Origin of the sequence: Frankia canadensis (genome assembly GCF_900197875.1) — a bacterium.
GTDB lineage: Bacteria > Actinomycetota > Actinomycetes > Frankiales > Frankiaceae > Frankia > Frankia canadensis.
On the sequence record NZ_FZMO01000111.1, the window covers coordinates 1 to 12,145 of the forward strand.

Below are 12,145 nucleotides of genomic sequence, written 5' to 3' on the forward strand. Positions count from 1 at the left end.
GTGTGGTGATCGCTTGGAGGGCGAGAGGGGCGGGTAGGTGGAGCACGCTTTGGCGGGTGTGGTGGGCGAGTCGTCCTGCGAGCCGGAACAAGCGGTGGCGTAGCCGTTTGGGTTCCCAGCGTCGGGCGGGCTGGTCTGCGAGGGCGAGTATCTGGGTCCAGGCGATCAGGTCGCAGGCGAGCGCGACGATCTGGCACAAAGACCCTGTTCTGCTCGAGGTCGTGCAGGGGCAGGTTGGTCAGGCCGGTGTCCTTGGCGGTGCGGATGCGGTCCTCGCAGCGGGCGTGGCGGTGGCGAGTTCGAGGTCGGCGAGTTGCCCACGGGCGGTGTTGGTCGCGAACGCGGTGATCCGGTTGCCGTCGACGTCGGTGATCTGTAGCTGCGCGCCGGGGTGTGGGCGTTCCTTGCGGATGAGGACCCGGATGCCTGGGGCCAGCCGGTCAGGTCAATCAACCCGGACAGTTCGGCGGTCACGAGCTTCGGGTAGCCGTCAGGTTCCGGCGGGTCCCGTGACCGGGCTGGTCTCCCGGTCGCGAGCTGGCTGGAACTGTCGGCCTGGCGGCGGGCACGGCAGGCCATATCCGGATTGGCACCCGCAGGTTGGCGGCGGCGCCTACTGGCGCTGGCGGCAGCGCCAGTAGGCGTGTTGGCGTCGACACGCCGAGAGTTCGCTCAGCGAGGCTGAAGATCACTACAAAGGGGCTGGTCACATCTCTGGCAGATCTGTTGATCGCAGCGCCTGTTGCTGTAACGCCCGAGGGCGAAGGCTATTCTCCGGAGCCCGAAGGGAGGCGCCGCAATGAGCAATGCCGCTCCTGGCCCTCGCCAGCCGTTGCGTCTGATCGTTACGGGTGGTGGGACGGGTGGTCATGTGTTCCCTGCGCTGACGACGGTCCGGACTCTTCAGCGTCGTCTGGGCGCCGGCGGGGTTGAGGTGCTGTGGGTTGGGGCGGAACGGGGCTTGGAGGAGCGGGTGGCCGGCGAGGAGGGTATCGAGTTCCGGTCGGTCGCCACGGGCAAGATTCGCCGGTCGAGCAGTCTGTGGAGGATGGCGTCGGCGGAGAACGTGCGGGATATGGGCCGGGTGCCGCTCGGTGTGGCGCAGGCTCGTTCGCTGGTCGGTGGATGGGCGCCGGATGTGGTGCTTGCGACCGGCGGCTATGTCGCGGTGCCGGTGGGACTGGCGGCGTGGATGTGCCGCCGGCCGCTGGTGGTGCATGAGCAGACGGTGCGCCTGGGCCTGGCGAACCGGACGTTGGCGCGGGTGGCCGCCCGGGTGGCGGTGTCGAGTGCGCCGTCGTTGGAGCTGCTGCCGGGGGCGGTCCGTGCCACGGCCGTGGTGACGGGGAATCCGGTGCGCGCCGAGGTGCTGTCCGGGCAGGTGTCTCGGGCGGTGGCGTCGCTGGGCTGGAAAGGGCATGATCCGGCGTTGCCGACGGTGTACGTGACCGGCGGGGCGCAGGGGTCGGTGCAGATCAACACCGCGGTGGCCGGGGCGCTGCCGTGGCTGGTGGAGCAGGCGAACGTGATCCACCAGTGCGGCCCTGTCAATGTCGAGTCGTTGAGTGGGAGCGCGGCGGGTCTTGCGGTGCCGGGGCGGTATTACCTGACGGGGTTCCTGCGTGGGGAGGTCGCGGACGTTCTCGCGCTCGCGGATGTGGTGGTGTCGCGAAGCGGTGCGGGCACGATCGCTGAGCTGACCGCGCTCGGGAAGGCCGCGGTGCTGATTCCGTTGGCGTCGTCGGCGGGCAACGAGCAGGCGCACAATGCCCGCTATCCGCAGGATGCGGGCGCGGCGGTGGCGTTGGAGGGTGTGGTGTCGCCGGAGCGGCTGTGGAAGGCGGTGGAGCCGCTGCTGACGGACCGGGCGGCCCGCACCGCGATGGCGCAGCGGGCGCGGGCGTTCGGCCGACCGGACGCGGCCGAACGCCTCGCGGACGTGATCCTCGACGCCGCCGGTTGGCGTTAGGCGGCGGGGCTGGGAGGTCCTGAAGCGTCCGGCGCGGAGGCGCCGTGCCGGGTGTGGTTCCGTCAGGTAGGAGGACAGCGTGGCGGCGAGCGACTTCGTGCCTGATCAGTGCAGAGTGATCGGCTGTTCGGGTGGGCCCTCGGCCAGTACACCGGTGACGAGTTTGCTGAGGCCGCGGGGGTAGACCGTCTCCTGGGTGCTCCGCAGGTCTTCCTGCGTCCACCAGCGGAGGGATCGGATGTTGTCCGGCTGGGTGGCACGGTCCAGGTCGATGTCGGCAGGCGTGACACGTGCGAGGAAGTACTTCTCGATCTGGCGGACCTGGAGGCCACCGACAGGGTGGTCGTTGCTGCGTTCGGCGATCTGGGCGCCGAGGTCGACCTCCTCGACGCCGAGCTCCTCGCGTAGTTCCCGGATCACGGCGGTGGCGTAGTCCTCGCCTGGTTCGAGGCTGCCGCCCGGTGTGGCCCAGAAGCCGTTGTTCTCGTCGTAGTGGAGTAGCAGGACGCGCTGGTCTGCGTCGAGTACGACGGCTCGGGCTGCCTTCCGGAGAGGGGGAGTACTCATGGTGTCAGTCTGGCAGGCGGTTCAGGTCCGCTCGATGAGGTAGTCGCCGATGCACAGGGCGTCCAGGTCGCATGCCTGGAACGTGGCTAGGGCGTGCGCCGGGGTTTCGACGATGGGCTCTCGGTCGTTGAGGCTCGTGTTGAGCACGAGCGGGATTCCGGTCAGGTGTAGGACGTGCTGGATCAGGGCCGCGAATGTCGGGGCGGTGCCCGGGTCGACGGTCTGGACGCGGGCGGTCTGGTCGACGTGCACGACTCCTGCGATCTTGGCTGCGCGGTCCGGCTTGACGGGCGGGGCGAGCAGCATGAAGGGGCTGGGGACATCTAGGTCGAACCAGTCCTGTGCGTGGCTAGCGAGGACGGCGGGAGCGAAGGGCCGGAACGGTTCGCGGTGTTTGATGCGGTTGTTCAGGGCGTCGGAGCTGGTGGTCTTGCGGGGGTCGGCGAGGATGCTGCGGGCGCCGAGGGCGCGGGGGCCGAGTTCGCTGCCGCCCTGGAACCAGCCGATGATTTTGCCTGCGGCGATCATCTGGGCGGCGGTGCCGGCGATGTCGCTCTCGCGCCGCCACTGGTACGGGGCACGGCGGCGTTCAACCAGTCCGGACCGCGGGTCGCGGGTGAGGGCCTGCTCGATCTCGGCGTCGGTGTAGGTGCGGCCAAAGTAGTCGTGGGCGAGCGGTCTTCGCGGGACGGCGCCGGTCACCTGGTGCCAGGCGTAGAGAGCGCAGCCGAGGGCTTGGCCTCGGTCCGAGGATGCTGGGGGCGCGAAGTATCCGGTGACCGGGTCCAGTCGCCGGAGTTTGTCGGCGGCCACGCAGTTGAGGGCGACGCCGCCGGCGAAGCACAGGTTTCTCAGCCCGGTAGCGGCGATGGTCTGCTCGGCAAGAGCGCACAGGGCCTGTTCTGTCTGGGTCTGGACGTACGCTGCGGCGTCGGTGCCGCGTGGATGGTCGCCCCGGCTGTCGGGCGGCCCGAAGTCGGCGCCCGTCTCCTGCGCGAGTGCGGCGACGCCGGGAGCGTGGCTGCGGGTGAGGCGGCCGTGGACAATGGCGTCGGTGACGTCGAACAGCGGGGCGTGGTGGGCGTTCGGGTCTCCGTAGGAGGCGAGGGCCATCGTCTTGCCGGCCTCCTGCTCGTGCCACCCGAGCCAGTTCGTGAACGCCTCGTACGTGGCGCCGATGCCGGCGGCTCGGGGCCGGGTGGGCGGGTTGCCGCCGAGTCGGTGGATGCCGTCGCGGGTGGCGGCGTAGAAGGTCTCGGTGTCGTGGTGGTTGCCGCCGCCGTCGACGACGAGGACGGTCGCCTCGTCGTGGGGGCTGAGGCAGTACGCCGTGTACGCGTGGCTGAGGTGGTGGTCGACGGGGACGATCCGCGCCGGGCTGACGCCGAGGTGAGCGAGGCCGGTCTCGGCGGCGGTGGGCGGGTGGTGACCGATGCCGCTGACCGCGATCAGGTCGACGTCCTGCAGCCGTACGTCGGCGGCGCGCAGGCAGTACAGGAGGGCGGCCTGCCAGCCGGGGCTGTAGCGGGTGCGGTTGAGGCGTTCCTCGCTGATCGCGACCATCGTGGTGTCGGTGATGAGGGCGGCGCCGCCGTCGTGGCCGAGGTTGATGCCGACCACAATCGGGGCGGCGGCGGTCATCAGGCGGCCCCGCGTGCAGGTTCGGCCAGCAGGTCCCACAGCTTGGTATGACCTGTCGCATCGCGGTGCAGGGCGCCGAGCTGGCACAGCTGAACCGTGCCGCCGCGGTGGTCGAGCGGCTCGGTGAAGGGATGACCGAAGCTCTCCAGGCCGCCGAGAGCGTGATAGACGGGCAGGAAACGTGGGTCCAGCGCCGGGCGGATATCCGGGGCGGTAGCGGTGGCGAGCGTCGCCGCGGTGTCTCCGAGCCCGGCGTCGGCAAGGAGTCCGCTGATCTTGGCGAGGACGGTGTTCGGGGTCGCTTCGTCGGTCTCGACGATGAGGGGCGGAGTGGGGCACAGAGCCGGCGCGATGTCGGTGTAGAAGGTGTGCAGTCGCTCCAGTAGACCTTGGTCAAACCACTGCTTCCAGCGGGGCCGCTCGGCCACGTTCCCGCGGCGCGTCAGGCTCTCGCGGGGGCTGACCAGCATGATCACGGTCAGGACCTGCTCGGGCAGGGCGGGGGCGATGTGGCGGGCGTAGAAGTCGCGGGCGGCGCGGTACGGCAGGCTGTCTTCCGCGCGGGTCGCCCAGCAGTAGGCCAGGGCGCCGAGGTGGTTGCGGTCGCAGACCAGCAGCCGGGTGGCGGGGTCGGCGGCGAGTCCGGCGCAGGCGCGGGCCTTGTCCAGCTCGTGCCGCAGGAACCACAGGCTGTGTCCCGCGTTGGATGGATGCACGGGCGATCGCAGGCCGGCGCTCAGCCGTGCGTTGGGCTCGGTGAACCACAGGCACTCGTCGCCCAAAACGGGCACCATCCGCGCGAGCAAGGAGGTCTTGCCGGCTCCAGGAGGCCCGTCGAGGACGAGGACAGGTGCATCGGTGGGCATGTCAATCCTTCCGCAGATGCGGTCCGGGACGGCAGAGGCCGGCCAACCCCAACGCGAGGTCTTCCACTCGCACCGCAAGGGCGGTGCTGGTCGGCAGATCGGCCGGGTACTGTCCCGCCAGCCGGTCGCTGACGGCCTGCCACATGGCGGCGAACGGGTCGGGGAAGTCGCTCTGCTCGCCGGTGGCGGTGGTGACGCGGGTCGCGGTGGACGGCTCGTAAGGGCGGGCGAAGTCGACCGTGGCCGTGTCCGAGGCGCCGCCGAAGTGGATCTGCTCCAAGAAGCGGCCCGGCGCCGTTGCGCTGATGACCAGAGTGAACGGCTGGCCGGCAGGTCCGAATAGCAGCGCGTGGAGCGACTGGCCGTCGGCATCCAGGGTGCATGCGGCCGGGGTGACGCCGGGGACGGCCAGAGTCAGAGCGGTCAGTAGGTGGTAGCCCTGCCACAGCAGGATCTTCAGCGCAGTCACCTGGTGCGCGTCGGCGAGCTGCCTGGGAATCGTCTGCGGCGGGTCGTCCACAAAGGTGTAGGGGCTGAAGCCGGGCGGCAGCAGACGGCGTCGGGCGGCCTCGTCGAAACCGTCAGCCTTGATCAGCCAGCCGCCCGTGGGTTCGGGCACCGCAGCGAGAGCGGCATGTAGCGCTGGATCGTGGGCGCGCATTGCCCCCACCTCCAGCAGCAGCCCCGCCCCCTGCGCGCGGTCGGCCAGCTTCCGGGTTTCCGTGACATCCAGGCCGACTGGCTTCTCGGTGAACACGTGTAACTGTGCGTCGAGGGCCGCTTCGATCAGGTCCTGGTGGACGCCGGTGAGGACCACCAGCATGTCCACACCGTCCACCAGGTCCTCGATCTTCCCCGCGACGCGGGGTACCGCGAAGCGGGCAGCGGCTGCGCGGGCCCGCGCGGTGTCACGGTCGGCCAGTGCGGTCACGTCGAAGTCAGGGCTGGAGGTGAGCACGGGCAGGTGGAGGCCGAACGCGGCAGCGCCGCATCCGGCCACGGCCAGCCGCCATGGCCTGGTCCGCAGACTCATCGGCCTGCCTCCTGGGGTATCCAGCAGCCGGTGGCCGCCTGATGGGAACGGGCGGCGATTTCGCCCTCGGGCAGAGCCCGTAGGACCGGGTTGAACAACTCCACCGACGCGGGACCGTGGTAGCCGACCTGATGCAAGGCATTGGCGAAGGCGGACCAGTTCAGGGCACCGTCGCCCGGGAAGAGCCGCAGCCTGTCCGTCCACCCATGCGCGGCGCCGACGTGCGGCACGTCAGCGATCTGCACGTGCGCGACCCCGCCCGTGCCGAGTGCCGTGATGTGTCCTGGGTCGGCTCCCGCGACCGCCCAGTGGAAGGAGTCGACGAGCACGGCGGCATTCCTACTTCCGCTGTCGTGCAGCAGTTCGGCGACGGCGGGCAGGGTGGCGGCCACCGGATGCGGTCCATTCAGCTCGGATGGCAGTCCCTCTCTGACGCTCACGGCCTCCACCGCGAGGCACACGCCGTACTCGGCGGCGGTGTCCGCGAGGTGGGCGATCCTCGTCCGTGCGAGGGCCAGGGCCTCACTCTGGCCGAGTGAGGAGTACGGATTTAACACGGACGTCGCGACTGGGCAGCCCAGCGCGGCGAACGTCTTCAGCCGGGCGGGAAGGCTCATCAGGTGCTCGTCGTACGCCGCCGTGTCGACCAGCAGCGGCGCGGGCAGCACAGGCCCAGCGGGCAGGATGCCGCTGGCAGCCGCCACGGTCAGGCCGTGCTCGGACAGCAGATCACGCACCCGGCCAGCACCCATGGCCTGGGCCTGCTGGATGGACAACTCGACCGCCGTGAATCCGCCTGCCGCCGCCAAGGTGAGGAAATCGGGCAGGTCGACACCGGAGAGGGTGGCGGGGTTCAGACACGGCCGAAACGGGGCGGCGGCCCCAACGCCGCGGCTCATGCCGTGGCCAACTTCCCAGCCAACAGCCGCTCCCGCAGGCCCTCCAGGTCCCCCATCACGCTCGTGAGGACCCGGCGGGCGTCGGAGACGAACACTGGCTTCGGCCCGGACGTCTGGACGATGGCCTGCCAGGGGTCGGCGAGGTCGCGGCCCGACTGCGAGACGAGAGCGACCGCGCACTCCAACCCGGTCTCCTCGTACATCCGGCGGGCGGCCTCCGTGGCGGCCAGGTTGTAGAGCTTGCCCACGTGGTAGACCGGGTTCTTGCCCGAGACGCCTTCGGCCGACCAGGGGCGGAACATCGAGATCAGCCCGTTGGAACGGTTACCTCGTCCGACCACACCCTCGTCGCCGGACTCAACCGACGACCCGGTGGCCGTGAGGTAGAGCTCAGGCCGCTGGTCCTGGTCACGCGTGTTCAGGAAGACCTCGACGTCCGCGCCCGGCGCGATCCGCGCGGCCGTCTGCGCGATCAGCTGACGGGCCAGGGCCCGGCGTTCGACATAGGTTTCCAGGTTCGGGGTGTGGCGGGCGATCTGCGGCACACACGCCGTCAGGCGGACGCTGGCACCGGTGCGCACGACCATCAACTTGATGTCCGTGCCGAAGTAGGGGTGCTCGGCGCGGAACAGTTCGCTGCTCAGGTGCGTCTCGATGCCGCTGGCCAGCTGTTCCCCGATGCCCAGTGGGAAGTACCCCACGCCGGCCGAGGTGTCGTTGGAGAACAGCCTGTGCCGCTCGGCGAGGTCGTCCAGGCTCCGCGGGGCGAACCAGCGCTGCCGGGACGCTTCCCGATCGGCGTTCGCGCCGTCGGTCACCGCTCCGGGGCTCGACGCCTGAGTCAGCCGGGGCCTCACCTGCACCCACCGCTTGGTGTCCAGCAGGGGCAGCGCGGCGCCCAGGAAGTCGTGGGCCGCCGTGGTGACAATGTCCTCGACGGGGATGGAATCCGCGCCCAGCGCCGCGGTGATCCGTCCATTGACCAGTACCTGGATCGGGGCGGTCATCTCACCATGCCCGAACGTCACATCGGCGCTGCCGCCGAGCAGGGCGAGCTTGTCGGTGTTGTGGTGCAGTATCGCACCGAAGTGGTCCAGGCAGTACGCACTGTAGGCGCGGGAGATCGCCTCTGCCATGCCGTCAGCGAGGGTGTCGGGGTGGCCGGAACCCTTCCGCTCGATCACCTCGACAGCGTTCTCGCTGGCGGCGGGGTACAGCCCCGCGGTCGTGATGACGTCCATCAGCAGGTCTCCAAGGTCTTCTGGACGGGCATGGCGGCGAGCGTGATCGCACGGCGACCGAGCAGCCGCAGACGTCCGCGTTCCAGGTGATAAGCCCCGATGCGGGCCAGGTCGCGGGCCGACTCCACAGCACGCGAGCCGTCCAAAAATCCCCATCCGGCGGCCAGTCCGTTCACGGCCTGGTGCACGGCCTCTCGTCCGGCCTGGATCGCGGCGGGCTCGACACGAACGCTGAGGTGCATCCGTGCGACGCACACCCCATGGCCGGCGCCTTGGCGGACGAAGTAGCGCAGCGTCGTTTCCGGCCGAGAGACGGGATGAGAGACGACGGCGGACGGCTCGATCAGGGTGTCGTGACCGGCCTGGCGGGCACGGTCGACGAACTCCAGGTCCTCGCAGTCTCCGAGCCACCGACCCCGTCGCCCCAGGTCGGTGCGGAACAGGCCGACGTCGAGCGCGGTCTGACGCTCGAACAGCAGATTGCAACCGGTGACCCAGTACGGCCACACAGCCGGCTCCCGATGATCGGGCCAGTCCACCGCACCGTGACACTCTCGTAGGGCCTTCGTCAGCGCGGTCGCCGCGCCGCCGGGATACTCCACGACGGTGCGGCCACCGACGGCGAACACCTTCTCCTCCTCGATCGCGGTCAGGAGGATTCGCAGCCACTCCGGCTCGGGTGTGATGTCCGGATCGGTGATGGCGACATAGCGGCCCCGGGCTGCGCAGATCCCGCGGTTGCGTCCCGCGCTCAGCCCCGGCGTCGGCTCGTACAGCACCCGCACCGCGAACGGCCAGTCGCTCTTCCTCACCGCGTCGGCAACCGGGCGGATCGGTCCGGGCAGATCGTTGTCCACGATCACCGCCTCGAACCGGTCAGCGGGCAGGCTCTGGTGGGCGAGGGCATCAAGCAGGTTCCGCAGCCGCGAGGTGTTCCCACGGGCACTCACCACGACCGAGACCAGCGGCGCGTCCAGCTCTCCCATCGGCGCTCCCTCCTACACACGGCGTGTACGGCTGCCTCCATGGCACTGCCGACCACCCTGATTGAGGAAGGCGAAACCTGTTGCTGCGCTGTTGCCGAGCCTGAACCGAACCGCTCCCCGACGGCGGGGTGAGTGACTACCGTGCGAATCACCAAAGGTGGCGTTGCGTGAGAGGGGCTGAGATGTCCGCCCAATCGCTCTTACAACACCCGCTGACCGCGCTGCGCTCCGCGCTGGACCTGACCGCCGTGAAGTACCTGGACCGGCTCGACGACGCACACCACGCGCTCGGCTACGGCCGGATGGCCAAACGTCGGGAGAAGGTCTCCCGCTGGGAGACTGGCGTCAACGATCCCGACGAACCCACCCGCTACGCGATGGCCCGCCTCCACGGCATCCCACCGGCGGCCGTCACGGAACTCGGCTGGCCCGACTTTCTCCTGCTCGCCTTCCCCGACGACCGCCCGGTGCTCGACACCCCCTGGACCCCCGCGGGTACGGTGGCATCGGTAGCGGCCACCGCTCGGGGAGGCTCCATGGACCGACGGGCATTCCTGATCTCCAGTGGTGCCGCGCTGACTGGCATCGCGATCAGTTGGAGCGACGCGGTCGGGGCCCCGCTGATTCCCCTCAACGCCACCGGCCGCCGTCTCGACCCAGACGTGATGACCCGGCTCGAAAACCGGCTGGACGACCTTCGACACCTCGACGACGTCCTCAGCGGCAGAGAACTGCTCCCAGCGGCCACCGCGGAATACCGCCTCCTCGAACGCATCGCTTGCAACGCGACCTACGACAGCGCCGTCAGCCGCCGTCTGTTCTCCGCCCTCGCCGAAGCCTCCCGGATATGCGGCTGGCTGCACTTCGACGCCGACCAGCACGCGCAGGCCCAACGCTTCTACATCACCTCCCTCCGCGCATCCGCCTCCGTGGGTGACACCGAGGTCGGCGCCAACACCATGAACTTCATGGCCATCCAGACCTACTCCATAGGCAACCCGCAGGACGCCGTGAACCTCGTACGGACCGCCCAGGACCGCGTCACAGGTTCGACCACCCCCCGCGTCCGCGCGCTGCTTCACGCCCGCGCCGGCCGGGCGCTGTCCAAAACCGGAGACCTCAAGGGCTGCGCTCACGAGTTCAACGCCGCTCGTGACGCCTACGCCCAAGGCGTCCGCGACGACGACCCGCCCTGGGCCTACTCCATCACCGAAGGCGAGATCGAGATGCTGGCCGGCTCCTCGGCCCTCGATCTCGGCGACCCCCGCCGTGCCCTGCACAGTTTCACCGCCGCACAGCAGGCCGAGCCCGGTGCCACCATGCACCTACGCGACAACCTGCTTTACCTCACCCGATCCGCCCGGGCCCACCTCGAACTCGGTGACCTCGACGCCGCCTGCGCCGCCGCGACCGATGCCTTCCACCAGAACAGCAGCGTCAACTCCTCGCGCCCCTCCGACGCACTCGACGACATCCGCGACCGGCTCACCCCGCACCGGGATGTACCCGCCGTCCGCGACTTCCTCAGCACCAGCGCATAGAGGGTCCGTCTGATGGTGGTAGAGGCACGCCCGTGCCGGCGCCGTCCGGCGACACGAGAAACCTGCTGGCGCGTGGAACCGATCTTCTCGGCGAGTTGCGTGACGTTCGTTCCTGCGCGAACGATGAGGTGTTTGAGGAGCGTGCTGAGTTCCAGGAGCGCGCCCGTGGGTTCAGGTGGCATGGCCGGTCGTGCTCCTTTCGGCGGGATGGGCTCTCGGTCCGTGCGGGATGCGGGTGATCGTGTAGATGTCGTCGCCGCGGAACTGGTAGTGGAGTCCACCGACGTGGTGTACGGATCGTGATCGTCTGACGACTCGCCGGAGTGGCGGTCCGTGACGTGGGACGGCCACCGCGTGATCCTCACGAGAAACGTGCGAAGCAACTCGTTGAGGAGGAATCGCGATGGCCGTGCGTCCGACTGTGACCGACGCCGAGGGGTTCGGCAAGGAACTGGTGGCGGCGAGTCCGGACCTGTTGGGGTCGATGGTGAAGGCGTTCGCGGAGGCGTTGATGGGCGCCGAGGTGGACGGGATCTGCGGGGCGGAATACGGGGAGATATCGGCGGAGCGGACGAATCGCCGGAACGGCTATCGGGCGCGGGAGTGGGACACGCGGGCGGGGACGATCGAGCTGGCGATCCCGAAGCTGCGTCAGGGGTCGTATTTCCCGGAATGGCTGTTGACCCGGCGTCGCCGGGCCGAGCAGGCGCTGATCTCGGTGGTCGCCACCTCCTATCTTCTGGGAGTGTCGACGCGACGGGTGGACAAGCTCGTCGAGCAGCTCGGTGTCGCGCATATCTCGAAGTCGCAGGTGTCCGAGCTCGCGAAGCATCTCGACGGCCAGGTCGAGGCGTTCCGCTCGAGGCCGCTGGATGCCGGGCCGTACCGGTTCGTGCAGGCCGACGCGCTGACGATGAAGGTCCGTGAGGACGGCCGGGTCGTCAACGTCCACTGCCTGCTCGCCGTGGGCGTGAACGGCGACGGGCACCGGGAGATCCTCGGCCTGGAGGTCGTCTCCTCCGAGGACGGTGCCGGCTGGCTGGCGTTCTTCCGCGGCCTGGTCGCCCGAGGCCTGTCCGGGGTGCGGCTGGTGACCTCGGATGCGCACCGCGGCCTGGTCAACGCGATCGCCGCGACCCTGCCCGGCGCGTCGTGGCAGAGATGCCGGACGCATTACCTGCGGGACCTGCTCACGTTCACACCGAAGTCATCGCAGCCGTGGGTCGCGACGTTGGTGAGAACCATGTTCGATCAGGCGGACGCGAACGAGGTGACCGTGCAGTTCGACCGGGTCGTCGAGGCACTGACCGAGAAACTACCCCGCGCCGCCGCGCATCTGGAAGAAGCGAAGGCGGACCTGCTCGCCTTCACCACCTATCCGCGGGAGATCTGGCGGCAGATC

General features: G+C 69.6%; 10 protein-coding genes and 1 pseudogene. 3 read left to right on the forward strand and 8 right to left on the reverse strand.

Going from position 1 to position 12,145, the window contains the following annotated elements; all coding sequences use genetic code 11:
• Nucleotides 1-471 (reverse strand): annotated as a pseudogene (locus C1A33_RS11000) (transposase); the annotation flags it as partial.
• 328 nt (nt 472-799) lie between these two features.
• Here C1A33_RS11000 and murG point away from each other — a divergent pair.
• Nucleotides 800-1,969 (forward strand): undecaprenyldiphospho-muramoylpentapeptide beta-N-acetylglucosaminyltransferase, encoded by a 1,170-nt coding sequence (gene murG / locus C1A33_RS11005; protein ID WP_101831417.1) that lies wholly within the window; start codon nt 800-802, stop codon nt 1,967-1,969.
• A gap of 105 nt (nt 1,970-2,074) precedes the next feature.
• On the opposite strand, the gene C1A33_RS11010 is transcribed toward murG, so the two are convergent.
• The 7 genes from C1A33_RS11010 to C1A33_RS11040 are packed head-to-tail and all read right to left on the reverse strand — an operon-like array spanning nt 2,075 to nt 9,202.
• Nucleotides 2,075-2,536 (reverse strand): NUDIX hydrolase, encoded by a 462-nt coding sequence (locus C1A33_RS11010; RefSeq protein WP_101831418.1) that lies wholly within the window; start codon nt 2,534-2,536, stop codon nt 2,075-2,077.
• Nucleotides 2,537-2,557: 21 nt separating this feature from the next.
• The gene (locus C1A33_RS11015) at nt 2,558-4,177 is read right to left on the reverse strand and encodes a carbamoyltransferase family protein (RefSeq protein WP_101831419.1); all 1,620 of its coding nucleotides are present in this window, start codon (nt 4,175-4,177) and stop codon (nt 2,558-2,560) included.
• A complete protein-coding gene (locus C1A33_RS11020) occupies nt 4,177-5,043 on the reverse strand; it encodes a DEAD/DEAH box helicase family protein (protein ID WP_101831420.1) in 867 nt (288 codons plus the stop codon). The genes C1A33_RS11015 and C1A33_RS11020 overlap by 1 nt, the downstream gene beginning before the upstream one ends.
• Before the next feature lies 1 nt (nt 5,044).
• Nucleotides 5,045-6,043: a Gfo/Idh/MocA family oxidoreductase gene (locus C1A33_RS11025; protein WP_165818330.1), complete on the reverse strand. Its 999-nt coding sequence runs from the start codon at nt 6,041-6,043 to the stop codon at nt 5,045-5,047.
• Between the two features lie 29 nt (nt 6,044-6,072).
• Nucleotides 6,073-6,975, reverse strand: a complete 903-nt coding sequence (locus C1A33_RS11030) for a sugar phosphate isomerase/epimerase family protein (RefSeq protein WP_101831422.1) — start codon at nt 6,973-6,975, stop codon at nt 6,073-6,075.
• Entirely contained in the window at nt 6,972-8,216 is a 1,245-nt protein-coding gene (locus C1A33_RS11035; protein ID WP_165818331.1) for a methionine adenosyltransferase, read from the reverse strand. Before C1A33_RS11035 ends, C1A33_RS11030 begins: the two co-directional genes overlap by 4 nt.
• Entirely contained in the window at nt 8,216-9,202 is a 987-nt protein-coding gene (locus C1A33_RS11040; RefSeq protein ID WP_101831424.1) for a glycosyltransferase family 2 protein, read from the reverse strand. The genes C1A33_RS11035 and C1A33_RS11040 overlap by 1 nt, the downstream gene beginning before the upstream one ends.
• Nucleotides 9,203-9,384: 182 nt before the next feature.
• On the opposite strand from C1A33_RS11040, the gene C1A33_RS11045 reads away from it, so the two are divergent.
• Nucleotides 9,385-10,743 carry an NsdA family TPR-like regulatory protein gene (locus C1A33_RS11045; RefSeq protein WP_101831425.1) on the forward strand — a complete coding sequence of 453 codons (1,359 nt, stop codon included), beginning with the start codon at nt 9,385-9,387 and terminating at the stop codon, nt 10,741-10,743.
• A gap of 403 nt (nt 10,744-11,146) precedes the next feature.
• Nucleotides 11,147-12,145 (forward strand): IS256 family transposase (locus tag C1A33_RS11050; RefSeq protein WP_101831426.1); only part of this gene is annotated, 999 nt, incomplete at its 3' end.